19 protein-coding genes are annotated in these 25,875 nt (G+C 59.2%); 9 read left to right on the forward strand and 10 right to left on the reverse strand.

Features of this window, described 5'->3' with window-relative positions; genetic code table 11:
- Positions 1 to 271: 271 nt before the first annotated feature.
- The gene (locus JJB09_RS14675; RefSeq protein WP_425523727.1) at positions 272 to 1,624 is read left to right on the forward strand and encodes a lipopolysaccharide biosynthesis protein; all 1,353 of its coding nucleotides are present in this window, start codon (positions 272 to 274) and stop codon (positions 1,622 to 1,624) included.
- A 46-nt stretch (positions 1,625 to 1,670) separates the two neighbouring features.
- Here the strand turns inward: JJB09_RS14675 and JJB09_RS14680 are convergent, their stop codons facing one another.
- Positions 1,671 to 3,968: a GumC family protein gene (locus tag JJB09_RS14680; RefSeq protein ID WP_201659459.1), complete on the reverse strand. Its 2,298-nt coding sequence runs from the start codon at positions 3,966 to 3,968 to the stop codon at positions 1,671 to 1,673.
- 494 nt (positions 3,969 to 4,462) lie between these two features.
- Here JJB09_RS14680 and JJB09_RS14685 point away from each other — a divergent pair, with 494 nt between their 5' ends.
- The gene (locus tag JJB09_RS14685) at positions 4,463 to 5,758 is read left to right on the forward strand and encodes an O-antigen ligase family protein (protein ID WP_201659461.1); all 1,296 of its coding nucleotides are present in this window, start codon (positions 4,463 to 4,465) and stop codon (positions 5,756 to 5,758) included.
- Between the two features lie 31 nt (positions 5,759 to 5,789).
- Here the strand turns inward: JJB09_RS14685 and JJB09_RS14690 are convergent, their stop codons facing one another.
- From JJB09_RS14690 to JJB09_RS14715, 6 genes are all read right to left on the reverse strand, one after another.
- Positions 5,790 to 6,947 carry a glycosyltransferase family 4 protein gene (locus JJB09_RS14690; RefSeq protein ID WP_201659463.1) on the reverse strand — a complete coding sequence of 386 codons (1,158 nt, stop codon included), beginning with the start codon at positions 6,945 to 6,947 and terminating at the stop codon, positions 5,790 to 5,792.
- Entirely contained in the window at positions 6,944 to 8,101 is a 1,158-nt protein-coding gene (locus tag JJB09_RS14695) for a glycosyltransferase (protein WP_201659465.1), read from the reverse strand. Before JJB09_RS14695 ends, JJB09_RS14690 begins: the two co-directional genes overlap by 4 nt.
- A gap of 53 nt (positions 8,102 to 8,154) precedes the next feature.
- The gene (locus tag JJB09_RS14700; RefSeq protein ID WP_246748727.1) at positions 8,155 to 10,182 is read right to left on the reverse strand and encodes a polysaccharide biosynthesis protein; all 2,028 of its coding nucleotides are present in this window, start codon (positions 10,180 to 10,182) and stop codon (positions 8,155 to 8,157) included.
- A gap of 896 nt (positions 10,183 to 11,078) precedes the next feature.
- Positions 11,079 to 11,924 (reverse strand): sulfotransferase domain-containing protein, encoded by an 846-nt coding sequence (locus tag JJB09_RS14705; protein ID WP_201659467.1) that lies wholly within the window; start codon positions 11,922 to 11,924, stop codon positions 11,079 to 11,081.
- Positions 11,921 to 13,081, reverse strand: a complete 1,161-nt coding sequence (locus tag JJB09_RS14710) for a glycosyltransferase family 4 protein (RefSeq protein WP_201659469.1) — start codon at positions 13,079 to 13,081, stop codon at positions 11,921 to 11,923. The genes JJB09_RS14705 and JJB09_RS14710 overlap by 4 nt, the downstream gene beginning before the upstream one ends.
- A gap of 202 nt (positions 13,082 to 13,283) precedes the next feature.
- Entirely contained in the window at positions 13,284 to 14,660 is a 1,377-nt protein-coding gene (locus tag JJB09_RS14715; protein WP_201659471.1) for a pectate lyase family protein, read from the reverse strand.
- Between the two features lie 393 nt (positions 14,661 to 15,053).
- Between JJB09_RS14715 and JJB09_RS27040 the strand changes: the two genes are divergently transcribed.
- The 3 genes from JJB09_RS27040 to JJB09_RS14730 all read left to right on the forward strand — a co-directional run bounded on the left by JJB09_RS27040 (position 15,054) and on the right by JJB09_RS14730 (position 17,588).
- A complete protein-coding gene (locus JJB09_RS27040) occupies positions 15,054 to 16,238 on the forward strand; it encodes a glycosyltransferase (RefSeq protein ID WP_201659475.1) in 1,185 nt (394 codons plus the stop codon).
- Between the two features lie 58 nt (positions 16,239 to 16,296).
- On the forward strand, positions 16,297 to 17,148 hold the full coding sequence (locus JJB09_RS14725; protein WP_201659478.1) for a sulfotransferase family protein: 852 nt from the start codon (positions 16,297 to 16,299) through the stop codon (positions 17,146 to 17,148).
- 281 nt (positions 17,149 to 17,429) lie between these two features.
- Positions 17,430 to 17,588 (forward strand): hypothetical protein, encoded by a 159-nt coding sequence (locus JJB09_RS14730; RefSeq protein WP_201659481.1) that lies wholly within the window; start codon positions 17,430 to 17,432, stop codon positions 17,586 to 17,588.
- A 53-nt stretch (positions 17,589 to 17,641) separates the two neighbouring features.
- Here JJB09_RS14730 and JJB09_RS14735 read toward each other — a convergent pair whose 3' ends face one another.
- Positions 17,642 to 18,109: an Lrp/AsnC family transcriptional regulator gene (locus tag JJB09_RS14735; RefSeq protein ID WP_425523728.1), complete on the reverse strand. Its 468-nt coding sequence runs from the start codon at positions 18,107 to 18,109 to the stop codon at positions 17,642 to 17,644.
- A 287-nt stretch (positions 18,110 to 18,396) separates the two neighbouring features.
- On the opposite strand from JJB09_RS14735, the gene JJB09_RS14740 reads away from it, so the two are divergent.
- The 4 genes from JJB09_RS14740 to JJB09_RS14755 all read left to right on the forward strand — a co-directional run bounded on the left by JJB09_RS14740 (position 18,397) and on the right by JJB09_RS14755 (position 24,144).
- Entirely contained in the window at positions 18,397 to 20,475 is a 2,079-nt protein-coding gene (locus JJB09_RS14740) for an alpha-ketoacid dehydrogenase subunit alpha/beta (RefSeq protein WP_246748728.1), read from the forward strand.
- A gap of 1 nt (position 20,476) precedes the next feature.
- Positions 20,477 to 21,718 (forward strand): dihydrolipoamide acetyltransferase family protein, encoded by a 1,242-nt coding sequence (locus tag JJB09_RS14745; protein WP_201659484.1) that lies wholly within the window; start codon positions 20,477 to 20,479, stop codon positions 21,716 to 21,718.
- Positions 21,715 to 23,124, forward strand: a complete 1,410-nt coding sequence (lpdA, locus tag JJB09_RS14750; protein ID WP_201659487.1) for a dihydrolipoyl dehydrogenase — start codon at positions 21,715 to 21,717, stop codon at positions 23,122 to 23,124. The genes JJB09_RS14745 and lpdA overlap by 4 nt, the downstream gene beginning before the upstream one ends.
- A 177-nt stretch (positions 23,125 to 23,301) precedes the next feature.
- Complete coding sequence (locus JJB09_RS14755; RefSeq protein ID WP_201659490.1) at positions 23,302 to 24,144, forward strand: bifunctional allantoicase/(S)-ureidoglycine aminohydrolase; 843 nt, start codon at positions 23,302 to 23,304, stop codon at positions 24,142 to 24,144.
- A 36-nt stretch (positions 24,145 to 24,180) separates the two neighbouring features.
- Here JJB09_RS14755 and JJB09_RS14760 read toward each other — a convergent pair whose 3' ends face one another.
- Together JJB09_RS14760 and JJB09_RS14765 are read right to left on the reverse strand one after the other, a co-directional pair.
- The gene (locus JJB09_RS14760) at positions 24,181 to 24,954 is read right to left on the reverse strand and encodes an enoyl-CoA hydratase-related protein (RefSeq protein WP_201659493.1); all 774 of its coding nucleotides are present in this window, start codon (positions 24,952 to 24,954) and stop codon (positions 24,181 to 24,183) included.
- Between the two features lies 1 nt (position 24,955).
- Positions 24,956 to 25,873: a hydroxymethylglutaryl-CoA lyase gene (locus JJB09_RS14765; protein ID WP_201659691.1), complete on the reverse strand. Its 918-nt coding sequence runs from the start codon at positions 25,871 to 25,873 to the stop codon at positions 24,956 to 24,958.
- Between the last annotated feature and the right edge of the window lie 2 nt (positions 25,874 to 25,875).

The raw sequence follows: 25,875 nt of genomic DNA on the forward strand, positions 1-25,875 counted from the left end.
GCGATTGCGAAAGATAAGATGGCGCCGGCCCCTTCCCTCCGTCGCAGGACGGAAGACGAAAGCCCGAACTTATGTAATCAATGCACCGGCGCATACCCCATCTATCGGAACCGATTGCTGACGGGATTGCGCACAACTTGAGTGTTTCAGCGCCTGCAAGTCTCATCGGACGCATGGCGCTCCCAAAGAAGCAGACGCCTGATTGAAAACGTCGGGCGCAATACACCTTTGTACGAGGCCAATATCTCTTCCTGCGTCGAAAGGATATTTTTTGCCAACGTTCAGCAAGATCAGGACAAAAATCCGAAAACGCTACGGCTCGCTTCGGGACCAGGAAGACTTTACGCAAAGACTGAAGAGCATCGCTCATATGCTGACGGGCAATTTCTCGGCGTCGCTCATCGGCCTGGCGGGGTTTGCACTGACGGCTCGCGCCCTGGGGCCGGCGGACTACGGCATTCTGGCGCTTTGCTTCGCCTTCACCCGTGCAGTCGAGCGGCTGGTCAGCTTCCAGTCCTGGCAACCCCTGATCAAGTTCGGTGCGGATGCACTTGAGACCGGCAAGTTGGACGATCTGCGTCAGTTGCTGAAGTTCGGCCTGCTGCTGGACATATCCGCAGCGCTCCTTGCCTGGGTCGTGGCGGTGCTGCTGATCTATTTTGCTTCGCCCTTGTTCGGCATAACCGATGCGACGCGCACATTTGCGCTGATCTATTGCACCGTATTGCCCTTCCAGATCTCGGGAATGCCGACTGCAGCGCTCCGGCTCTATGGCCGGTTTTCCGTCCTGGCATACGGCCAGGTGTTCGGAAGCATCCTCCGGGTCCTTTTATGCCTCCTGGGCGTTTTCCTCTCCTGGGGCTTGCTGGAATTCACCCTGATCTGGATGGGCATGCAGATCGCAACCTCTGTGAGCATGACGCTCTACGCATTTGCCGAACTGCGCAGACAAGGTCTGCACGGGACATTCATGGCACCCTTGCGGGGCGTCACCGAGCGATTTCCCGGGCTCTGGCGGTTTGCGCTCTCCGCCAACGTTTCCCTGACGATCCGGTCCAGCGCCAGCGAGTTCGATACCTTGCTCGTCGGCTACCTCGCCGACCCCACGTCCGCCGGGCTCTATCACATCGCCAAGCGCATTGGTCGCATCGCCCAGCAGGCTGGCGTACAGGTGCAGGCGGTGGTCTATCCCGAGTTGGCCAAACTCTGGGCGACGCGGGCTGTCGGCGCCTTCAATCAAATTGTCAGGCAAACGCAGTGGATTCTACTGGGTGCGGGCATCGCTCTGGTTGGGGGGATCTATGTCACCATCGAGCCGCTGCTTGTCTGGACTGCCGGCGCCGATTTCCGTGGGGCTGCACCACTCGTCACTGTCCAGGCCGTTGCTGTCATGATGACGCTTTGCGGTTCGGTGATGCGATCGGCGCTGCTTGCGATGGGGTTGGAAAACTCGGTGTTGCGTAGCGTGCTGATTTCAACCGCAGCCTTTCATGCCATCGCCATCGGCCTGATACCGACCATCGGCGCGATGGGGGCAAACATTGCGCATATCGTGATGGCGACGATCTGGATGGCAACGATGACGCTCAGCTATCGCAAGAATATCTGGAGCCAGGGCGCGTAAGGCGCGGGCAGCCCTGCCCGCGCAGCCGTTGGGCGGCCAACACCTGCTATACCTTGCTCTTGCCCCGCCGAAATGTCTCCAGACGCCGTTCGATGGGAGCCTTGATCCCGGCAAATATTTCCTTGCTGTTTATCGGCCCAAAGCGGGCACGGCGCGCTTTGGGCTTGCCGTAGAAGTTCAGGATGCTGCCGATCAGCAGCGCGTGATTGAGGTTCAGCCGTTGCGCCAGCTCCGTCAGCGCCTGGCCATGGGTCTTGCCTGCAGCGACGATGATGAAGATGGAGTCCACCTGCGCGGAGAGCCAGATTGCATCGTCGGCCGTCTCGATCGAAGGCGTATCAACGACCACCAGATCGTAGCGATCCCGCAACACCGCAAAGAGGCGCTCATAATCCTGCATGGCAGCTCGTGAGGCAATGACATCCAGGAATGGGTGGAGGGAAGACGTCGCCACGACATCCCGGAGTTCGCCTTTTCCGTCCAGGTATCGCCCCAAGACACCATCGGGCAGCGTCCGGACGCCGCAAAGATCGGCGGCACCTCCGGGCTGTGGATTGAGATCGATGACGGCGGCACGCAATCCGTTGAGCTTGGCCACCGTCGCCATCGAAAGCGAGAGCGTCGTCTTGCCGTCGCCTTGCGAGGAGGACACGAACATCACGATTTTTCCGCCGGCCGAACTGTCGATCGTTCGCCATGCCAGGCAGAGACTTCGCATCGCATTGGCGAAGGAGGAACCGGGATCGCGCAACAATTGCCTGTAGGGATCGGACACCGGGACGCTGCCCTTTCGATAATCGGGCAGGTGAACCAGATTGGGTCTATTAAGCAATTCTGACGCAGCCTCGGGCCTGTGGATGCGGTCGTCGATAGCGTCCAGCACGATCATCAGGATTACCGCAAGGATCGCGGAACCGAGTATCCCCGCGGCAATCAGAAACGTCGGTTGGGGGAAGGATGGCTGAACCGGCACTTCGGCAAAGGACGAGACCATTGCCGTCGCCTTGACCTCTTCCTGGTCCGGATCCAGCGTGCTCAACCGGAGGAGAACGGCGTCATAGCGCTTTTGCTCACTCAACAGGTCACGCTCGAGCTCCCTGCGCTTGATTTCAGCGAGGTTGCGTGACTTGATCCTGTCCTGCAGCAGGGAAACTTCATGCTCGAAGTTCTTGACCCGGACCGTCGCGATCTCGGCAGAATTTTCCAGCTCCTTCAGGATGCGCCCAGCTTCGTCGGCAATCATCGCCTTGTTCGAGGCGAGTTCGGCATCGGCATCCACGACCAGCGGATGGTTGATGCCGAACTTTGATGTCAGTTGTCCCCTGAGGCGTTGAAGCCGCGCTTCCTCGGTCCTCAGGCTGGTCAATAGCTCCGACGTGAAAACCTTGCCCGCGCCATCCTGCCCCAGGGCCTTCAAACGTTGCTGTGCTTCGTTCACCTTGGCCCAGGCGCCCGCTTCATCAACCCGCGCCAGTACGAACTGCTCGTTGAGCTGCTCCATCCGGGCACGCAGAAGATCGTCCTTGGGGTCGAAAGTCAGATCGCTGGTCGCCGTGAACGAAGCGATCTCACGCTCTCGACGGGTAATAGAGATCGCCAGATCTTCCGCCTGTTTACGCAAGTACTTGACGGTGTCTTTGGTCGCGGCCTCCTTCAGGCCGGATGTCCAGGAAACATAATATTGGGCAACCGCATTGGCGATCGCAGCCGCCTGAACCGGATTGGCCTGATCGACTCTGATCGACATCGCCAGGCTGTCGCCCTTGCGATCGACGCTGAACGTGCTGAGCAGGGTTGATATCGCCTTGTCGCGCTGCGCGGATTCGGAAATGATGCGTGTCGTTGTTGGCGCCTCGGATCCCGCGGCGCTCTTGCCCCTGAATACTCTCCATACAGCCTGGATCGATGAGCGCAACCAGTTGCCATTTTCCATGTCGGCAGCCGGCAGGTAACTGTTGTAGTAGGGATCATCGACGAGCTTCATGGCATCCACGACAATGCCGACGAACACGCGCGAGCGGATGACATCCAACTCTGTCTCCATGGCGGATTTGTCACGTTCCTGTTTTTGAGCTTCAACGACAGCCTCGTATGGTCTGGTGTCATTGCGATCGAAGACGATGGCCGAAGTCGCAGTATAGACCTCGGGCGTCAGCATGGTGATGATGATGGAAAGAAGAGTCCCCGCAGCAACGAAGGCCGCGAGAAAGCGTTTGTAACGCCACACCAATTGGAACAATTCCGATAGGCCGTAGGTTTTCAATGATCGTCCAGCATGCGGTGTCCCCGCGGAATGCTGGCTACGCATGGTGAAGGCATCAACTGCACGCTCGGTCGTAAGCATAGCACCTCCGGACAGATCATTGCCAGTTATAAACCCGAGCCGCATGCTCGGTTGTGCGCTCCTCCCTCGGCAAGGGTTTCGCCAGGAAGGGTTCGTTTGCTGATGCATGACCGCGCAAGCCAGCCACTGAGGGAACTGCCTGCCAAGGCCTGCAAACAACCATCAACCCAGATACCGGCAAGCGTCTGTATTAGCTGGCCGGTTGCACTTCTCTGCTTCTCACGACTTCAGCGTCTTGCCTTGCCCTGCGGCGGCATACGCCGATGAATGCTGATATCGCCGCGTGACATGCCTTCTCCAAGCACCGCAACCAACTCTAGTTTGGCGTCGAATTACGGGCAAAGTCAAAGCATTAAAATGCATATTTTACCAATCGCCAATCACAATTGTTGGCATCGTTAAAATTATTGTTTAGTATACAATGATTATGGCACTAAATCTTAGCGGGTGCCGATGATTTTCCTCCCTTTCAATCAGAATTTGAAAGGCATGGCATGGTCAGGCAGAGGCCGGTCGGCAACCGTTTCAACGCCCTGACGATGACGGGCGGGGCTGTAGATCTGCCGTTTTCTTCCGGGCAAGGCTTTTGGGACCGAATTCTGGGGCCGGTCGAGTACGCATTGGCGATCGGCACAGTCTTCTTCTCACCGATGAACTTCCTGCGGCTGCCCTTCTTCTATTTCACGCTCAGCGATGCCCTCGCCTGCCTCTGCCTTCTTCTGCTGGTCCTTCGCGGTCGCCTGAAGCTGCAGCCGCTCGGTCCAGCCAGTACCGCCATCTGGATGATCGGTCTGACGACAATGCTGGCAAGCCTTCTGTTGAGCAGCCTTGTCCATGGCGACCCCATGCGGGGCATTGTCTATATCGCCCAGTATTTTTTCGCCTACTTCATTTTGCTTCTGGTCATTGGCGGGCGATCAGAGCGGCAGATGATCGTCCTCGCCAAGATGTACGTCCTGTCCATCGTCATCATGTGTATACACGGGGCCTACCTCATCAATATCGACGGGCAGACCAACACCGCCTTCGTCAGCGGGAGCGGCAGGTTGACAGGCTTCGTGGAGCGGGAAAACGAATGCGGGGCCGTCATAGCGATGACCGTGCCCATGCTGCTTCTGCTCTGCGGCAGCGGGCGCTTGACGAAGTTTGCGCTGCTGGCTCTGCCGATAATGGGTTACGCCGTCATGTTAACCGGCTCTAATACGGGCCTGGCCTCGTTCGCCTATGCGCTGGGCGTGTTTGCTCTGTTCACCCTGAACTGGACGTTTCTGGTGGGCGCGGCGGCAGTGGTCGCCGGTACGGTGCTGGCGCTTGACCGTTGGGGGCGCGACTACCTGCCAGCAGTCTTTCAACGGCGGGTGCTTGGCGCCCTGGAAAGCGGCGATATCGGCCAGGCGGGCAGTTTCGATCACAGGCTGGAGCTTATCCACGAGGCGATCGGGCGCGCCAACGATACCATCTTCCTGGGAGTGGGTGCCGATCAATATGCCGTGACGAGCTTTCTCATGCAGCCCGTACACAATCTCTATTTGCTGCTGTGGACCGAAGGTGGCCTGCTCTGTGTGGTTGGTTTCTTCGTGATGATTTCCGCCGGCTTCGGACCCGGACTTGCGGCCCTGAACAAGCCGGGCGGGCGGCTCTTTGCCGCCTGTACGGTAAGTACTGTCAGCCTGTTCTTGTTGTCCATCAACGCATTCCCCAGCGTCTATGGACGCTTCTGGTCCATGCCGATCATTCTTACCGTGTCGCTGAGCTGTGCATTTCTCTCGCGTCCCTCGCCCGTCCGCTGAACCAGCCCGACGCGACGCGCTCCGAAAATCGCTATGCCAGTTGCATCCGTTCCAGCAGCATCCGATTGACGCGATGAACGTCGAATTTCCGCTTGGCAAGTTCCCGCGAGCGAAGCCCCATCTTGCGCACGAGGCCCGGCTCGGCGGCAAACGCCATCATCGCGTCAGCCAGCTTTTGCGGATCTTTGGGGGGAACGAGAAAACCGTTCACACCATCCTCAACCGTATCCCTGCATCCTTCGAGATTTGTGGTGATGACGGCGCGCCCCGTGGCAAGCGCCTCCAAAATACTGCGAGGAATTCCCTCGCGGTAGTAGGAAGGCAGCACGAACACATTGCAATCTGCCAAATAGGGCCGCACATCGCGCGTCTCGCCGAGATAGTTGATGACCCCCTCGTCAACCCATGCCTGAATCTGCTCACGGGAGATGGCCGCCGGATTGGGATCGAAATGGCCGAGCAGCCGAAATTCGGCCTCGGGATACTTTTCCTTCACCAGCCGGGCGGCTTGCACGTAATCGACGATTCCCTTGTCCTTGAGCAACCGCGCAATCAGCAGAAACACGGGCCTTCCGACTGGCGCCTCGCTGAAACCAAAATGTTCGAGATCGACACCGGAGCCGGGAACGAGTTGCACCAGCGAATTGTCTTTGAGCATCCGGTATCTCCGGATGTCGGCTTCGTCAGCGTCATTGTAGGCGAACACCACCTGCGCGCCGGAAAATGCAACCTTGTAGAGCGCCACGCTGATAGACCGTACCAGCCTGCCCTTGACGGTTGCAGCGCCCGCATCGGAAAAGACATGCCCCAGCCCGGTAACGAGAAAGCAGCGGTGGGCAACCCCAACGATCCGTGCGGCAATACCGCCATAGATGATCGGTTTCATCGTATAAGGGATGACCGTATCCGGCGGGCGCTTTCGAAAGGCCCGAACGAGAAAGGTGAGCGTTCCAAGATCGTCGAGCGGGTTGAGGCCGGTCCGGGCCATCGGCAGGGGTATGAAATCGATGCCGATCCGTGCCAGGTCCGCCTTGACGATCGGATCGTCCTCGGGTGCATAGGCGGTCACCGCATGTCCAGCCTCGACCATGCGCTTGAGCAATTCCAGACGGAAATTCGTCAGCGATGGCGTATAACTCGCGACAACCGCGATCTGTCGTCGTATCGGTGCGCTGTCCAGCGATGTCATTGCATTCCCCTACGCCGGTGCTGGTTGTCGATGGCGGCCTCGTAGATCCTGATGTGGCTTTCCGTGTACTTCTCCAGCGAGAAACTGCCGACCACGCGATGGCGTCCGGCCAATCCGAGATTTCGGCGTTCATCCGCTGTCATTGCAAGAATGCGTCCGATAACGGCCGCCTGCCCGACCGGATCCCTTGGGCGGGAAATCATCTCGTCATTGCCGATGAGCCAGTTGCAATCCCCGACATCCGTGGCGACGACCGGCACCCCGCATGCCATGGCCTCGCCGACCGACAGCGGAAAAGCCTCGCCCCAGGCGGACGAAAGCAGAAAGACATCGAGCCCGGGCAGAAACTCGGCAATATCGGAGCGCGGCCCTGGGGTCGTCAGGCGATCGTCGATGTCGAGTTCACGCGCCAGACGGCGGGCAGCCCCCTCCTCATGGCCCGCACCGACGATTAGTCCATGAACGTCATGGCCCTCCTGTCGGAGCTGGGCGAGCGAGCGGACGAACCCTTCGTGGTCCTTCATCGGATGCGCGCGCGCGATGTTGCCAATAATCGAACGCTCGGGTGGAATTGAGAACATCGAGCACAGGCGCTGGCGCGCATCCTGCCGTGGCTGAAATTCTGTGCAATCGATGCCATTGGGAATGATCTCCCGCTTGGAGGGATCAAAGCCGAGCGCTTCGTGCTGGCGCGCAGAAACTCGCGAACAATATGAAATTGCGGCGGTGCCACGGGAGAGCCTCGCCGAAAGACGGATTAGCATTCGCGTCAGTCGTTTCTCTGCGGCGATGTCGTCAATGGAGTGATGAATGCTCCAGATCACGGGCAGTCGCCCAATGGCGAGCGCTCCGAGCGATGCCGCAACATTACCGTGATACATCCAGCCATGCAGCAGGTCACTGTCCGTGCGCCTGATACTTGAAGGCAGCCGCGCGAATGCGCCCAGAGTGATGCGTGCCTCCGCCATCCCCAGCGACGCAACCGGCACGCCATCGCGTTCAAGCAAATCACCCACCGGTCCTGGCGGCATAAGAGACAGGACCTGCGGCGAATAGGCCGTTTCGCCAAGCTTGCGGGCAAAACGAGCCAGCATCAATTCGGCGCCCCCGAAATTCAGGCCGGTGATGCAATTGAGTACTCGGTAATTTTCCAACTCGGCACGATCCCGGTTCATTGAAGGCAACGGTGAAGCAGCCCGGCAGGCTCTCAATGCGGAATCGACGGTACAAACCCCTGCGTGCCAGGCGACCGTCCGGATGCAGGGTCGACCTGGACGCCATCGACGGCAATCGACGAAGCTGGCTGGGCTGCGGCAGATGGTCTGCGCTGATAGCCGGGAAGCAGGTCGCAAACGATCTTCAGCACCGTGGCTTCTTCGCCAAGTTCACTGTAAAGCTGCAACCGGGCGAAATTATCTTCGAGCAGGGCCAGAGGCAGAGCTGAAGGCACAGCACCCAGCACGCCGGGAACAGGAGACGCAACCCTCTGCTCCGCCAAATCAAACAGCTCTTCAAACAGCTTTTCGCCGGGCCGCAGGCCGATAACCTTGATGGCAATATCCACGTCCGGCGTTAGACCTGCGAGCGTGATCATCCTGCGGGCAATTTCGATGATCTTTATGGGTTCGCCCATGTCGAGGACGAAGATTTCGCCTTGGCCGATTTCACCCTCGAGCCCATAGGACGAAGCTTGGAGAGTCAGTTGAACCGCCTCGCGGATCGTCATGAAGAACCGTGTCATCTCCACATCGGTCACGGTCAACGGTCCACCCTTGGCCAGTTGCTTCTTGAACAGCGGCACCAGCGATCCGCTCGAACCCAGCACGTTGCCGAAGCGAACTGTCATAAAGCGCGGCCCGTTGTGCTTCTCAAAGCCGCGGATATCCTGCGCCTGGCAATAGAGTTCGGCCAGCCGCTTGGTCGCGCCCATCACATTTGTGGGGTTGACGACCTTGTCGGTGGATACTTGCACCATGGCCAGGGCGCCGGTGCGTTTGGCGGCATTCGCCACGTTCATCGTGCCGATGACGTTGGTCAACACACCTTCGCAAGGGTTGAGCTCGACCATTGGCACGTGCTTCAGCGCGGCGGCATGAAAGACCAGCTCCGGCTGGTGCGCATCGAAAATATCATCGACGCGCTTGGCACGCCGGACGTTGCACATATGCGCGAACCGCGGGACGGACGGAAACCGTTCCGCCAGTTCCATGTCGATTGCATAAAGATTGTATTCGCAGTTTTCGATCAGGATGAGTTCGGAAGGCTCGCAGGCTGCAATCTGCAAGGTCAGTTCGCTGCCGATAGAACCGCCCGCTCCCGTGACCAGAACCCTGCGCCCCTGGATCAGCCTGACGATGGCATCGTGATCAAGCGACGCCTGTGGACGCTCCAGCAAATCGGTCAGTTCGATAGAACGCAGCTCGTAGCGGTTTTCACGCTTCGCGTTCCTCAGTTCGGTCATGTGCGATAGCCGTGAAACGGTGATACCCATCGCCTCGGCTTCTTTCAGCAACCGCTCGGACAACTCCTCGCCAAACGCGGATGGCGCCTCGGTGAACACGACATGCCGGGGAAACTCTCCTGCGCGCTTCAAATCCTGAACAACTGTGTGGAAGTCCTCGAGCGACCCGAGGATCGGCACGCCCCTGAGCATCATTCCCTTATGAGCAGAATCGATATCAAGGCAACCGACCGGCGCATGAGGGCAATTCTTGTCGCGGCTCAAGGCGCGCAGATAGAGATCGGCCGCATCGCGTGCGCCAATCAGGAGCGTAGGCACCCGCTTGCCGACAATGCCGCCCGTGCTTGTAAAAGCCCTTTTCCACTGGCGCAATTCGTCAAATCTGAAGCTCAGCCGCGAGGCGAGCAGGAACGCCGCCAGCAGCAGGCTGTCCACCAGAATGGCACTGCGCGGTATGTCCTGGAGACGTGTGGCAAAAAACAGAACACAAACGAGAATAACCGTTGTGACCGCAACCGCGCGCAAAATTGTGGTGAGATCGGAAATCGAGCCGTAGCGCCAGTTTCTGGAATAGAGACCGGACAAGGGAAAGACGACCGCACAGACAGCGATATATTGCGGCCCGGCTATGCTCAGCGTCCGCACGAGATCCGGCCTCAATGCAACCGTGTCGACGCCGTAGCGAAGCACGAACGCAAACACCAATGCGAGGACAGCGGAAAGCATGTCGGCTATGAACAGCCCGGTCGATTTTCGTACGCTCGAGAATGCCATCGATGCACGCCTCTTGAAAAAAGGCCATACACTTTTCGACATCACGCCCAGCGGTGAATTCAACAACAGACGGAACCTGCCGGTTTCGTCGGCGCTCTTGCTTTCAGTACGAGTCTCACGCTTTTGTACACTTGCATCACCGCGTCTCATGGTTACCCATCCAACAAACGACAAACAAAATACCCTGCCTGGAATCCTGAGACCCCGGCTACTCGATGCATTGCAGTACTTTTCGCTTACCAGTTCAAAGACGCCTTAGCGCCCGAAACTCCAGAAACACAATCCAGAATTGAAGCAACGCGCGCACCAAAATTACTTCGCGCCCTAGTTCATTAGAATGCTTACATAAACGTAAATTTTTGTAAATGTTTTTTTCTGCACTAGTATTCACGTTTCGCATACTGATCAGAGCCTTACCCACTATTTCCGTGATTTGACAAGCATGAAAGCAATGAATGCGATTACTCGACGTTTGACTGCAATATAAGAACAGCACAACTTACACTGCCGAAAAACACGATAACCCTTCACATACTAGATCAAATAGAATGACGCGTATCTAAAATACAATCGAATTAAACCATTGAAACAAAAGAAACATTCAAATTATTTGAATATTAATTTGCATCCAACAACAAATAATCAAGAACAATTAGAAAAATGAAATCAGTAATTATTTGGATTGGATCGATGTAGACGTGGAACTAGGCACAACAAATCCGAGCAGCAGCTGAAAAGAATCCCATAAAAATACGAATCCGGAATTAGAATGCAAATTCGAGACAGAGTAAGTGCGAAGCGTTGAGAAACTAAATGTGACGCCGCATGGTGTACCATCGCGCCAAGTCAATCCTCAGCCGGAGTACCTTCGGCTATGGCGATGGCCAGGGAACGCTCTATGCTAAAATGAGCCCAGTCTGGGCCACCAGACTCTTGGCGGCACTCGTCAATCTCTTGGCACAGTGGCTCTCGACCCGCGCGATCATCGCAGCGTCGAGATAATCTCCGAACCCACCCGCTTGCCCGCGGCGCATGCGCAGGCTTTCCGTGTCGCTGCGATCATATTCATGCGCCGGCAAGCCCTCTGCCCTTTCGCGCTCCTGCATTGCCTCAAATCGCCCGGCCTCGACCGCGTTCGCCAACGCAACCTCATCAACCGGACTCCGGAGGAATTGCAGAACCGCCCGGGTCTCGGCCACGGCATCCGCAGTCAGGGCTTCGTAGCTCAGGATGTGATGCGGCCTGCCGGCAATGCCGCGCGCCCAACCGTCGAGATAGCCGCACATCGCCGGCATGCCCTGCTCCTGGTCGTCGATGAAGTCCGACAAGGTTCCCTGATACCTGTGTTTGTGCTTGGTGGCGTGAAAATAGGCCGACACGATCACATCGCGCGGATCCCGTACCATCATGATGACCGGCCGTCGCAGAAACAGGCTCGACCGGTATTCGAGATGGCTCACCCAGATCCGCGGAACAACGCCGGGCGTGCCGGTAAATCGGAACGCCGGAATGCCCCGCACCGGGTCAAGATCGAAGTTCGGCACGATAGAGAACATGTTATGCAGATCGACTGGCTCCTCAACGTCTGCGACGGTGGCAAAATAGTGAGACAGGACATATCGGAACCAGGTCCGCCCGGATTTAGGGTAGGAAACCAGAAAACTGTCGGCAGCGGCAGCGTGACGCGTTATCGCGATCCGCTTCTGAACGCGCCGCACAATGCGCCGGGCTATCGAAGTCATGCGGTTACCTTCTTTCTGCTGTTAGCAAGAGCCTCGGAAGCGACGCCATCCCATTGCGCAAGAATGCGCTCCGGCATGTAGCGGGCTGCGCTTTCAACTGCAGCTTCGGATAGTCGGACGCGCAAGTCGCTGTCGGCGAGCACGCTGGCGAGCGCATCGGCCAGCGCCTCCGCATTGCCGGACTCCACGAGTAAGCCGTCCTCGCCGTCCGTGACCATGGCGCTCGGGCCGAACTGGCAGTTGAACGACACCACCGGCAGACCGGCGGCCATGGCTTCGAGCAGCACGATGCCCCACCCCTCATAGCGCGACGACAGCACGAACACGTCCGCGGTCTCTATCCATTGCCCGGGCCGGCCTGTCACGCCCGGCATGTCCACCCGGCCGTCGAGCCCGAGGTCGCGCCTCTTGCCTTCCAGAGCCGCGCGATCCTCCCCCTCGCCCCAGATCACCAGTTTCCAGTCGGGAAACGATGCCTCGATACGCGCGAACGCCTCCAGCAGCAGATCAAAGCCTTTTTGATGGGTAAGCCGGCCAACCGCCGTGAGCCGGTTGCCGCCGCGCATGTTCTTCCATTCCTGCGGCAAGTCGACGGCATTGGGGATGACCCAGGTCTTTCGTCGCCCATGCGGGGCAAAGTAGTCGAGCGCGCCCTCGGTCATCGTCACCAGTCCGAAAGCATGCGGATAGAGCCGCTTCTGCAGCCACTTCCAGACACCGCCAAACGGCTGAGCCTCGGGATTGTTGCGTTCCGAGACGATCGTGGGAATGCCGCTGCCCCACGTGGCGATCAGCGACAGGACATTGGTGCGGGTCAGAAAGCTGAGGACGAAGTCAGGCCGCACGGCCTGTATCGTTCGGCGGATCCTCCGGACGCGTTGCACCGCGAGCCACGCCGCTTTCAGCCGGGACGCCCGCTGAGCCGGCACCCCTACACGAACAATTCGGATGGCCGACGAAAAGGAGTAATAGGGCCTGGCATCGGGCGGCTCCAGCGTCACGATGGTCACCTCGAAGCCGAGCCCCACCCAATGATTGGCAACGAGATTGACGACATGCTCGCTACCGCCCGCGCCGAGAGCGGGTAACACGATGACGACCTTGGTTGGGGTTTCGCCAGTTGCCGCACGCCTCAAGGATCCGACCAACTGGTTCATTCGCCACCGCCCCGCAACGATTTGGCGGCGACGGATGGCAACGGCATTCCTCTTTCAAACTCATGCACCCACATCATCGCGCACCGATTGTCCTCGTCAACACCAGTTGAAATTCAAGCCAGTCTTTCGCTTCAACGCGCCCACTCTCGCCAGCCCCCTATCTTCCACCGCCGGTCGCTGCCGTATTGACATAGGCTCCGGCTCAGCTCGGATAGTTGCCTGACATGCGATCCTCTGCGAGCTGGTTCATGAACTGATCGAAGTTGGACCATCCATCCCGATCGGAATCCAGCCAGGGGTCGCTGACGCCCGGTTTGGCCCCTACCGATGCTTCGGCGCTATCGGCCATGCCATCTCCATCCGCATCGACATAGGATGGGCCTTCCTTCAACACCGGCAACGCGCCCGGAGCCTTGACCATTTCGCCTCGTCCAGGCTCGCCAATGGCTCCCATCTCCTCCATCAGCCGTCTGTCGAAGTCGTCTCGAGGAAAGGCGCCCGCATGTTTGCGAACGTCGGCATAGGCCGCGCGCGCCGGCACGATAGCCGCAACCGACAGCGGACAGGGCGGCACCGGTACGATGTACTGCTCGGTATCAGGCGCGATCAGCACGACATTGCGCGTGTCCGGGCTCCAGACCTCATTGTCGCGCTGGTAGATCTGCGGCCCGTCCATGCTCAACGTATCGTTCCAGTTGATCGCATATGTCTCGTCTTCCGTGCTTGGACCGGCCTTGAAGTAGTTGCCGACAAAGGAAATCGGCGTTCCACCCGGATATTGAGAGAACACTTCCCCCCATTCCGACCGGGCGTTGAAGAAGACGTTGTTGATGATGTCGATGCACGATCCGCCGTAGTGGTTGTCATCGGGATTGCGGTCCCGGTTCGATATGCAGGCATTCCTCCAGAACGTGATCTTCTGGGGGATGCGCGGGTCTGAGCCGAGCAGCGCGCACTTGCTGTGTTTGTTCTGGCCTTCGCCGAACACTGAATTGGCAATCGTCAACTCTGTCGAGTTGGCATGCGAATTGAAGTTCTCATCGGTCGCCCAGGAACCGGAAACGTGGTCGACATAAACGCGCGTGCTGCTTTCAATTGTCAGCGCGTCGACGTTCTTGACGGTATTGGGCAGGCGAGGCCGAAAGCGGAGATGCCTGAGGATGACATCGTGGGCACCTTTGACGATCAGCGGCGTATGCCTTTTCTTCGCGTTCGTCTCATCGATCGTCAGCATGATCCCACCGCCGGGCGCCGTCTGGCCGAGAATGGATAGAAAGCTGTTGTCCTCGGAAACCATGATCGAGCTTTTCAGGTGTATGACGCCCCCGACCGCGAAGATGCAGTTTCTCGGCCCTTGCGCTTCCACACAGGCCCTGAGGCTGCCAGGGCCATCGTCGGCCAGGCTGGTCACGGCCACGATTGCGCCGCCTCGCCCACCCTGGCTGAACTTGCCATAACCATCGGCGCCGGGGAACGCAGGTGCCTCTGCCGCATGTGCAGCTGTGCAAACGGATGCGAACCCCATGAACAAAAACAACAGCAGAAAATGCAAACGCTTCTGGAGTTGCAGCTTACACATCGGCATCACCCTGTTGGTGGGAAAAGTCTCGTGTACGGCGAAGCTCGGCAGGCACGGCGATGCTCCGGCATACATCTGCCTTTGCTCGTAAAAACGATCATAATCGGCTTGAAGCTGCGATCAACTGGAATGATGAAGCCGGTGCAAATATTGTCCCGCATGTTTCATTTGAGCGGAAAACAGCTGTACTGGCGATCGCAAGTGTATCGAAACCGGTCGGAGAGACTATCCTTGCAACCTTACTCAAGGTTAGGCGTTGACAACCCAAACGCCTCCACACCATGATACAATCCGTGAAGACGGGCCAATTGTGACTGTAAATCTTGATGCCGACATGCCGTTCTGAAAGCCGATCTGGGCGAATACCGGTTGTAACGGCGAGGACAGAACAGCGTGAGTACCGAACCGTTCATTGTTGCATATCCGTTCATCGGCGATGAGGTTGGCGGAAGCCATATTTCCGCAATCAAGTTGATTACGGCCCTCGATCCCGCGAAGATCAGGGCACTCATCGTGCTGCATCAACCCGACGGGGTCCTTGCTGGCTATCTCCGCGAAAAGGGTATCTCCTATGTGGCAGCCCCGTCCGACCACGTTCTGACACCGCGCCACAGGGCGACCGGCAACAATGGCCCGTCCAGCGCACTCGACTATGTCAGATGCTTCCCCAAGCTTGTGCGGTTCCTGCGCCAGCATGGCGTCTCGATTGTCCATACCAACGACGGCCAGATGCACGCCACCTGGGCCGTGCCCACCCGCGTTGCCGGCGCCCGACTGCTCTGGCACCACCGGGGAGATCCCACTGCACGCGGCGTCAACGTTCTGGCTCCGCTGTTTGCAAACCAGATCGTGACAGTCTCCCGATTTTCCCGACCAAGTCGCCCGATCATTGCCGTCGACAACAAGATAACTGTGCTGCACAGCCCGTTTGATCATCCGGCCGCCCTTCCGAACCGCGACGCCTGCCGCATGGCTTTGGTGCGCGAACTGGGACTGGACGACAATGTGCATTTCGTTGGCTATTTCGGTTCCCTGAACGAGCGTAAACGGCCGATGCTATTTGTCGAAATCGTTGCCGCATACCTGAAACGTTATCCCGGAACTCCATTGCATGGCCTGCTGTTCGGCAAACCTGAACCGGGCGGCCCGCGACTGGACCTTGCAGTCGACGAAACCGCGCGCAAATTGGGTATTTCCTCTTCCATCCACCGCATGGGATTTCGCTCTCCCGTGGCGCCGTTTATGTGCGCGGTCGATGCGCTGCTGGTACCGGCGGTCAACGAACCATTCGGCAGGACGCTGATCGAGGCGATGCTGTTGGGTACTCCAGTGATCGCCACCGACCATGGCGGCAACCCGGAGGCAATCACCAGCGGCACAAACGGCTATCTCGTGCGCCCAGAGGATCCCGAAGCTTTTATCGAGCCACTGCGTCGCCTGCTCAGCAACCCCGATGAATGGCACCGCCTCAGCAAATCTGCCCGGGAGCAGGCGCTGGAGCACTACGGTGTCAAAGCCCATGTGAATGGCATTACCGAGATCTACGAAAAAATGGTCAGACCGACACAAGTACGATAGTTGGCGACAAGCCGTCAGCCAGCCATAAAATGTCCATGCCGACCCAGGGGAGAGGAAATTGCGCCTGCAAGAAATCGACTTCCTGATCATCGGCGCGACGAAAAGCGCCACGACCTGGCTTCAGCAATCGCTCCAGCAACATTCGGCAATCCACATGCCGGACCCCGAACTGCACTATTTCAGTCGCTATTATGAGCGTGGCACGGATTGGTACACGCAGCAATTCGCGCGCCAGCCGCATCACCGGCTGGTGGGAGAAAAATCGAACTCCTACATGGATACGCCCGAGGCTGCCCCACGCATCCGCAGGGATTTGCCGCATATCAGGCTGATCGCCCAGTTGCGCAATCCGGTGGAGCGGGCCTATTCCGATTATTGCATGCTCTACCGCCGGGGCGAGGTCGGGAAAGACATCGACCAGTATCTCGACCCAAGGCTCGCCGATGGCGGACGGTTCCTGAATGGCGGTCTCTATTACGACCAGTTGCGCGCTTTCCTGGACCTCTATTCCTCTGATCGACTACTCGTGCTGCTGTTCGAAAACATCAGGACGCAACCGCAGAGGCAGTTGGACGCCGTGCGCGATTTCCTCCTGCTCGACAGCGAACTGGAAGTTCCTCCCGTCACCACCAAGGTCAAGGACAAGACGCAGCCGGTTATCAGCCCCGGACTGCGCAAAGTATTGGCGCCACTGAAATCGATCGCCAAGCCATTCCGCCAGAACCCGGTGTTCCAGGCAGCCAGATCGGTGATCGCCAGGGAGTTGCGCTACCCGCCGCTCAGCAAAGACCTCAAGACGCGGTTGATCGACTATTATGCTCCGCAGGTCGAGCGGCTGGGTACGACCACCGGGCAGGATCTTTCCGCCTGGCTCAGCAACGTCGTTCCGCAACGCGACCCGGCCGGCTGACCCCATCATCGGCGGGAAATGGCAGATACAAATTTTGTGTAATACTTGAGCAATACGCACGAGAAACCCCTCGTTTCCGTGGAAAACCGGTATTCATCCGCCGATCACTGCCTTTTGTTGTTGGCAATTTGGAAAATCCGCCATTGTGGCGAGAATGCCTTCTTTACTCCTATGAATCCTGATGCCAGTTTCAGCAGGAGTTTGAGTACATCAATACGAAGTCAGGCCCGCATCGGATGCCATTGAAGATGAGTAATCCAATAAATTTGGAAATTGGCCAAATGCACCGCTCCCGCCGAACCGGCAAACAACTGACAATCATCGCGATCGAGGAAGATCGGGTTTACTACGTCGTTGAGGGCTTCACCACTATTGCACCACTGTTCCTTCCAAAGGAGAAGTTCATCCATCTCGTCGGTCTGGACGAGGAACAGAGCTAAGCCGCCGCTCCTCTGGCTGCCGCTGGCAAGCGGACCAAACGCCTCAACTTTGGTTAGACAGGTATCGACGTCGTGTATTTGACGGCTTTCAGCGCAAAATGCGACGACGACGACGCAACCCCGTGATGCGTCAGGATCCCCTGCATAAGCAGCCTTTCGTAACTGCTGACATCGGCAACAAGCACCCTCAACAGGTAATCCCACTCGCCCGACATCGAATAGCACTCAAGTATTTCGTTGTGGCTCTCGCAGAACCGCTCGAAATCCCGGCGCACGACCGGATCGTGGGTCTTCATTCGAACCTGGCAGAATGCATTGAGTCCCCGGCCTACCGTTTCCGGATCGACCAACCGCACCGTACTACCAAGAATGCCTGAGGTCTCCATCGCCTTGATGCGCCGCCAGCATGAGGCCGATGACGCCCCCACCAACTCGGCCAGTTCCGCGTGACTGATATCGGCTCGTGCCTGCAATACGTTGAGAATCTTGCGGTCGATTGCGTCAATGTCATTCTGTTTCACGATCGCACCATTTCTGAGCTGATTGTTTCACCATGCTACCAAATCACGGATCAGAAATACACTCACGAACCGTATCCAGGGCGTACGAACCGTCAATCGAACCCGGGTGAACGGTCGCAGGTCGATTCGACAGATCCTTCTTGGCTTCCGATCAGATTGGTTCAGAAAGCCGGCTATTTCGAAACAGCTACATCAGCAAGCGCTTATTTTCAGCTCGAATTGAACGAAACTCACGGACTGCGTCGACTACTATAGGCAATAGGGCGCAGTACCGGAGGAGGACCGAGATGCCGCATGCCGTATTGAAGACCGTGGTCAGAGATGTCCCCGATCAATCCGTTGACTGGAAACGCATCGCATCAAACATGTTTCTGTCCCGCGCGCTCGACGAGATGGAAGAAAAAAGCCTCGTTCCGGATAAAAAGGTTCTCTATCAGTTTTCCGCCAGGGGCCACGACATGGCCCAGATCATGCTGGCCTGCCATCTCACTGGCAAGCATGACGCCATTTCGGGATATTACCGCAATCGCCCGCTCCTCTTGACGCTTGGCGTCGATCCGGTCGATGCGCTGGGATCCTCGATGGCGCGCATGGGCGGTTACTCCGGCGGCCGCGATATTGGCGTGTCCTTCAACTATCCCAATCTCGATGGCCCGTCGGCTCTGCCGATGTGCGGCGGCGTCGGCGCGCAATACACGCCGGCGACGGGTTGGGCCAACGCACTCAATTACTATCGCGACACTCTGGGCCAAGGCGAATATGGCGACAGCATCGTTGTCGCTCTCGGTGGAGACGGTTCGGTTGCCTCCAATGGTTTCTGGTCGGGGCTGACAATTGCCACGACGCAACAATTGCCGGTACTGTTTTACATCGAAGACAACGGCTATGGCATCTCGGTCCCTTCGCGCTTGCAGACGCCGGACGGCAACATTGCCGCCAATCTCGCAAGCTGGGGCGGCCTTGAGATTTTCGAAGGCGACGGCACCGATCCGGCCGAAGCGGCACGGCTGACCCGCAAGGCCGTCGAATATGTACGAAAGATCCGCAAGCCGGCCATGTTGCGGCTGACCGTGCCGCGCCTTGAAGGCCACAGCTACCAGGATACCCAGGCCTACAAGAGCGAGGCGGTGCTGATGTCGGAGCGCGCCCGCGATCCCTTGCCGCGCCTCAAGGACTACATTGTTCCAGTCATTGTCGGTGCCGATGAATGGGAGGGCCTCGAACGCGCGGCCCAAGCAAAGGCGGAGGCAGCGCTTGCGAAAGCGGATGAACGCCCGGTTGCCCCACCGGAATCGGTGATGCGCAATATCTTCTTCGAGGGCGACCTGCAGACCATGGGCGGGCAGCATCCCGCCGGCTATCGCGCCCCGCGGGCAACCGACGTGCCGACCACGGACGGCCAGCGCATCAACATGGTGACGGCGATCCGCCGCACTCTCGAATGCGAAATGGACGTCAACCCCAAGGTTGTGGTGTTCGGCGAGGACGTGGGACCAAAGGGTGGCGTGCATGCGGCTACTCTCGGCCTGCAGGAAAAATTCGGCGAAAACCGGGTATTCGATACCTCGCTGTCGGAGGAAGGCATCATCGGACGCGCCATAGGCATGGCACTCGCCGGCCTGATGCCGGTTCCGGAAATCCAGTTCCGCCGTTATGCCGAGCCCGCCACCGAGCAAATCAACAACTGCGCCACCATCCGCTGGAGAACCGACAACCGGTTTGCAGCCCCGATGGTGATCAGGATGCCGGGTGGGTTCTTCAAATGCGGCGACCCCTGGCACAGCCAAACCAACGAGGTTTCCTTCATTCACCAGCCTGGCCTGAAGGTCGCAGTGCCATCGAATGCAGAAGACGCCGTAGGGTTGCTCAGGACATCCCTGCGCGGCAACGACCCCGTCGTCTTTTTCGAACACCGCTATCTGCTGGATCATACTTCGGCGCGGCGTCCCTATCCGGGCGATGATTACGCCCTGCCATTCGGCAAGGCCCGGCTCGTCCGGCAAGGCAACGACATTACGGTCGTGACCTGGGGCTCGATGGTGCACCGCTGCGAGGAAGCCACCGAGAACCTGTCCGCCGATGTTATCGACCTCAGGACCCTGATGCCATGGGATCGGCAGGCCGTTCTGGCTTCCGTACGCAGGACGCGCCGCTGCCTGATCGTGCATGAGGATCTGGCGACGGCCGGTTTCGGGGCAGAGATCTCGGCGGTGGTCGCCGACGAGGCTTTCATGGAGCTCGATGCTCCCGTATCCCGCCTGACCATGCCCGACGTGACAAGCCCGCACAATCCGGCTCTCATGAGCTGGGCTGTGCCTTCCGCCGACACTATCAGTCAGAAAATCCTCTCCCTCCTGGAGTTCTGAGATGTCCGAGCTTGTCGAAGTCAAGGTCCCGGCCGAGCAGGAGGGGACCACAGCCGTCGTGCGCAACTGGCTGAAAGCAATCGGTGATACGGTTTCGGTCGACGATCCGCTGGTGGAGATCGAAACCGACAAGGTCACTCAGGAAATCCCCTCACCCGTCGCCGGCGTCCTGACCGAAATGTTGATGAAAAGCGGTGAGGACGCGCAACCCGGCGCTGTGCTTGGGCGCATCCGCCAGGGCGAACGATCTTCAGCCACCAATGGCCATGCGACAGCGGCAAAGCTTCCTGCGGGGACTGCCGCCCTTGATAACGAAATGCCGATCCGCTACTCGCCCGCTGTTCGGCGTGCTGCGGAAGAATACGGCATCGATCCCGCAACTGTAAAAGGAAGCGGCAAGGGCGGCAGAGTGACCCGCATGGACATGGACGAAGCCAAAGCGTCAGGTCCGCGCGCGCCCCTATCTCCACCCGTTGCCGAAACGCCTCCTCCATTGGCGCCCGAATTCAGGCAACCGGAACCGGTGATGCCTGCCATTGAACCAGCAATCGGCAGCCGCAGCGTACCACACTCGCCCATGCGCCTGGCGATTGCCCGCAACATGGTCAATTCCGTCGCGACGGCGCCGCATGTATCGGCCGTCTTCGAAGCTGATTTCACCGCCATCATCCGGCACCGCGAGCGCAACAAGGCCCTGTTGGCCGCTGAGGGCATCAACCTGTCCTACACGGCCTATATCATCGCAGCCTGCATTGCGGCCATGCGCAAGGTTCCCGAGATCAACAGCCGCTGGCATGACGACCGCCTCGAAGTATTCAACGACGTCAATGTCGGCATTGGCACGGCGCTCGGCGACAAGGGGCTGATCGTGCCGGTGATCCATAAGGCACAACAGCTCTCGCTCGAAGGCATAGCCGCAAGGCTGCAGGATCTGACCACACGCGCCCGTAGCGGCGCATTGGATCCGGCAGATGTGCGCGGCGGCACCTTCACCATCTCCAATCACGGCGTATCCGGCTCGCTGCTGGCGACGCCGATCATCAACCAGCCGCAATCTGCCATCCTCGGCGTCGGCAAGGTCGAAAAGCGTGTCGTGGTGCGCGAAATCGACGGCACCGACACGATGCAGATCCGGCCGCTCGCCTATGTGTCGCTGACCATCGACCACCGGGCCCTCGACGGCTACCAGACCAACGCTTGGCTTTCTGAGTTCGTCGGCACGCTCGAGAACTGGCCATCATGAGCCCAACCCACGACTACGACGTGCTCGTCATCGGTGGCGGTCCGGGCGGCTATTCCTGTGCCATCCGGGCAGCCCAACTCGGGCTTCGAACGGCCTGCGTCGAGGAACGGGACAAACTGGGTGGCACCTGCCTGAATGTCGGCTGCATTCCCTCGAAATCGCTGCTTGACGCGTCCCACCATTTCGAGAGCGCCAGCAACGGCCATCTGGCCGCATTCGGCCTCCGGTTCGACAATGTCTCGTTCGATCTTGCTGCAATGATGCGCCAGAAGGACGATGTTGTCGCGTCGTTGGCAAAGGGCATCGACTTTCTGTTCAAGAAGCATGGCGTCACGCGCCTCAAGGGAACTGCGAGCTTCGCATCGCCTCATGCGATTGATATCGAAGGAAAGGCGGTAACGGCGCGGTCCATCATCATCGCCACCGGCTCCTCACCATCGGCCATTCCCGGGCTGGATATCGACAACGAATCCGGTCCTTTCGTGGACTCGACTGGTGCACTCGCACTGGCGCGTGTCCCCGAACACATGGTCGTCGTTGGCGGCGGCGTCATCGGGCTGGAACTCGGCTCCGTGTGGCGGCGGCTTGGCTCGAAAGTGACAGTGATCGAACTCCAAGACGACATCTTGCCCGGCATGGACAACGACGTGAGACGCGTCATGGCTAAACTCCTGAAGACGCAAGGCCTTGCACTCAGGACAGCGACATCAGTCGTCGATGCCGTAGCGGGCAACGCCAAAGCCGAACTAACGGTGCGCTCGTCGGCAAGCCAGTCGACGGAAACGCTGGTGGCCGATACCGTGCTCGTCGCCACGGGGCGCAAGGCCAACACCCGATCCCTGAAACTCGAAAATGCCGGGGTCGTGTCGGACGAGCGCGGCTTCATTCCCGTCGATTCCAGAGGCGCCACCGGCGTTGCAGGCATCTTCGCCATCGGCGATGTGACGCGCGGCCCGATGCTGGCGCATCGCGCGCAGGACGACGGCATTGCACTGGCCGAGCGACTGGCGGGAGGGTTCCGTCCAACAGACCACGATCTCATTGCCAGCGTGATCTACACCAAACCCGAAGCCGCCAGTGTCGGAAGGACCGAACAGGAACTGGTCGCGTCCGGCCATCCCTACCGCAAGGCTTTGGTGCCGATGTCATCCAACAGCCGGGCAAAAGTTCACCGGGAGACCGATGGCTTTGTCAAGCTGTTGGCGGAGGCAGGCTCCGGCAGGATCATCGGCGCTCATATCGTCGCCGGTGCTGCCGGCACGATTATTGCGCAAGCGGTTCAGGCGATGGAATTTTCCGCCACCGCCGAGGACATCGCCTATACCAGCCACCCGCATCCCGGCGAGAACGAAGCGATCCGCGAAGCGGCGTTCCATCTGGTCGGCGCTCCCGTTCACGCAGCCTGAGACAGCATCTATCTTCCACCGACGATGGTTCAGGCCTCTCGCTTCCATCAGCGAGATGTGGTTTTCTCCGGTTGCCAAATCAATCGAATGGCAATAGCCCGGTTGGAGACCGGCGCCGGAAATGCGCGGAGGAGGTACGGAAATGAAGATGCAGCAACCAATCAGGCAGGACGTGAAATGAGCGGCAGAACCTACTACGCACCCCATGGCGGCTCACCGCAGCAGACCGAACTCCTGACCGGCCGTGCCGTTTTCACGGAAGCCTATGCCGTCATCCCCAAGGGCGTGATGATGGATATCGTCACCAGCTACCTGCCCTTCTGGGAGCGCACCCGGCTCTGGGTCCTGTCGCGCCCGCTCTCCGGCTTTGCCGAGACCTTTTCGCAATACATCATGGAAGTCGAACCCGGCGGCGGCAGCGACCGGCCGGAAAATGATGCCGGCGCCGAGGGTGCGCTGTTTGTAGTCGAAGGCACGCTGACCGTGCATCTCGGCGGAAAAACCCATGTTATGCAGCCGGGCGGGTTCGCCTACATTCCGCCAGCCAGTTCGTGGACGGTCCGCAACGAAAGCGATGCGCCGGTGCGTTTCCATTGGGTCCGCAAGGCCTATGAACAGGTCGACGGTCTGGCGGTCCCCGATCCGATATTTGTCAACGAAGCCGATGTCGCCCCCACGCCGATGCCTGGCACCGATGGCAAATGGGCAACCACGCGCTTCGTCGATCCGATGGATCTACGTCACGACATGCATGTCACCATCGTCACATTCGAACCCGGCGCAGTCATTCCTTTTGCCGAAACGCATGTGATGGAGCACGGGCTCTACGTGCTCGAAGGCAAGGCCGTCTATCGCCTCAATCAGGATTGGGTCGAGGTCGAGGCCGGGGATTTCATGTGGTTGCGCGCCTTCTGCCCGCAGGCCTGCTACGCCGGCGGCCCGGGCAAGTTCCGCTATCTCCTCTACAAGGATGTCAACCGGCACATGAAACTCGGCCATCACGGCATCGCCCGGCGCTAACCAGATCCGCCCGTCACAGCAGCCCTTCGGGGCTGCTCATTCCGGCACCCAGCGGGGTTTGCGCTTTTCGCCAAACGCCGCTCGCCCCTCGCGCGCGTCCGGCGTATCGGCCACCAATCCGATCATGCGTTCGGCATAGGCGAGCCTCTCGTCTTGCGGCATGTCCTGCATTTCGCCAAACGCCGCCTTGCCCATGCGCATCGCAGAAGGCGAACCGCGCATCAGTTTTGCTATTACCGTGTCGATCACACCGTCGAGTTCTCCAGCAGGAACCGCGCGATTGATCAGGCCGTATCGCTCGGCCTCGGCCGCGTTCAGCGGTTCGCCAAGATAGGCCATTTCGCGCAAACGCCGCTGCGGCACCTGCCGCATCAGAGTCGTCGCGATCATCAACGGAAACACGCCGACCCGGACCTCCGGCGTACCGAAATTCGCGTGGTCGGCGGCGTAGGCGAGATCGCAGGCTGAAACGAGACCCAGCCCGCCCCCGAACGCCGAGCCGTTGACGCGGCAAATTACCGGCTTGCTGCACGACCCGATCGCGCGAATAACATTGGCGATCGGATTGGCCCCGGCAGATGAGGCAAACATGCCGCCGTCAATGTCCTTCAGGTCGGCGCCAGCGCAAAACGTCCGTTCGCCCGCACCCGTCAGCACCACGGCGCGAAGATCATCGTCGGCGGATGCTGCCGCAAACGCATCGACGAGCGCCTCGGTCAGCGACAGGTTCAGGGCATTGTGCACCGCCTGTCTGTTGAGCGTCAGCCAGAGCACTGACCCGTGACGTTCGGAAAGCAGTATACCCGTCATATCAACCTCCGGAAACCGTTCGTGACGCAAGAATGGCCCGCCCGGCCCGGGCCATATTGGGCCGCTTCAGCACTTCGCTGATCCAGTCGCCGATCCGCGCGACAGAACCGAGATCAACGCCTGTCTCGATCCCCAGTCCCTCCATCAGATAAAGCACGTCCTCGGTCGCGACATTGCCGTTGGCGCCGGGTGCATAGGGACAGCCGCCCAGGCCACCCACGGAACTGTCGAACACCGAGATCCCTTCCTCGAGGCTGGCCAGCACATTGGCGATACCCTGCCCGTAGGTATCATGAAAATGCATGGCGATGCGTTCGCGCGGGATCGTGGCGGCAACCCGGTTGATCACGGTGCGTACCTTCGTTGCGGTGCCGACACCGATCGTGTCGCCGAGCGAGATTTCATAGCAGCCCATATCGTTGAGCGTGCGCGCCATCAGAGCAACCTCCTCCACATCGACCGTACCGTCATAGGGACAACCGGCGATGCAGGAAATGTAGCCGCGCACCCTCAGCCCGCTTGCATTGGCAAGATCGGCGACTGGCTCCAGCCGCTCGAGGCTTTCGGCCCGCGAGCAGTTGATGTTCTTGCGGCTGAAGCTTTCGGACGCGGAGACGAAGATCGCGATTTCCGTTACCCCGCAGGCAAGTGCGGCCTTGAGACCCTGCTCGTTCGGCACCAGCGCCGGATAGGACGTATCCGCCCGTCTTGCGATTGCCCGAAACACATCCACCGTGTCGGCCATTTGAGGCACTTTATGCGGCGACACGAAGGAACCGGCCTCCACCACCCGCAGGCCGGCGTCGGCGAGCCGCTCCACGAGTTCGATCTTGACGGCGGTTGAAACAGCAATCGCCTCGTTCTGCAGCCCGTCCCGGGGGCCGACTTCCACAATCCTGACCTTATCGGGCAATGCCATCA

Source organism: Phytoamicus setariae (assembly GCF_016722925.1).
In the GTDB taxonomy this organism is placed as follows: Bacteria; Pseudomonadota; Alphaproteobacteria; order Rhizobiales; family Rhizobiaceae; genus Rhizobium_E; species Rhizobium_E setariae.

Coding starts and splice junctions, on each gene's coding strand:
- JJB09_RS14680 (WP_201659459.1), bottom strand. CDS start 3,968: ATGCTTACGACCGAGCGTGCAGTTGATGCCTTCACCATGCGTAGCCAG.
- JJB09_RS14760 (WP_201659493.1), bottom strand. CDS start 24,954: ATGACGGGTATACTGCTTTCCGAACGTCACGGGTCAGTGCTCTGGCTG.
- JJB09_RS14715 (WP_201659471.1), bottom strand. CDS start 14,660: ATGTGTAAGCTGCAACTCCAGAAGCGTTTGCATTTTCTGCTGTTGTTT.
- JJB09_RS14730 (WP_201659481.1), top strand. CDS start 17,430: ATGCACCGCTCCCGCCGAACCGGCAAACAACTGACAATCATCGCGATC.
- JJB09_RS14755 (WP_201659490.1), top strand. CDS start 23,302: ATGAGCGGCAGAACCTACTACGCACCCCATGGCGGCTCACCGCAGCAG.
- lpdA (WP_201659487.1), top strand. CDS start 21,715: ATGAGCCCAACCCACGACTACGACGTGCTCGTCATCGGTGGCGGTCCG.
- JJB09_RS14700 (WP_246748727.1), bottom strand. CDS start 10,182: ATGGCATTCTCGAGCGTACGAAAATCGACCGGGCTGTTCATAGCCGAC.
- JJB09_RS14685 (WP_201659461.1), top strand. CDS start 4,463: ATGGTCAGGCAGAGGCCGGTCGGCAACCGTTTCAACGCCCTGACGATG.
- JJB09_RS14710 (WP_201659469.1), bottom strand. CDS start 13,081: ATGAACCAGTTGGTCGGATCCTTGAGGCGTGCGGCAACTGGCGAAACC.
- JJB09_RS14705 (WP_201659467.1), bottom strand. CDS start 11,924: ATGACTTCGATAGCCCGGCGCATTGTGCGGCGCGTTCAGAAGCGGATC.
- JJB09_RS14745 (WP_201659484.1), top strand. CDS start 20,477: ATGTCCGAGCTTGTCGAAGTCAAGGTCCCGGCCGAGCAGGAGGGGACC.
- JJB09_RS14690 (WP_201659463.1), bottom strand. CDS start 6,947: ATGACATCGCTGGACAGCGCACCGATACGACGACAGATCGCGGTTGTC.
- JJB09_RS14740 (WP_246748728.1), top strand. CDS start 18,397: ATGCCGCATGCCGTATTGAAGACCGTGGTCAGAGATGTCCCCGATCAA.
- JJB09_RS14765 (WP_201659691.1), bottom strand. CDS start 25,873: ATGGCATTGCCCGATAAGGTCAGGATTGTGGAAGTCGGCCCCCGGGAC.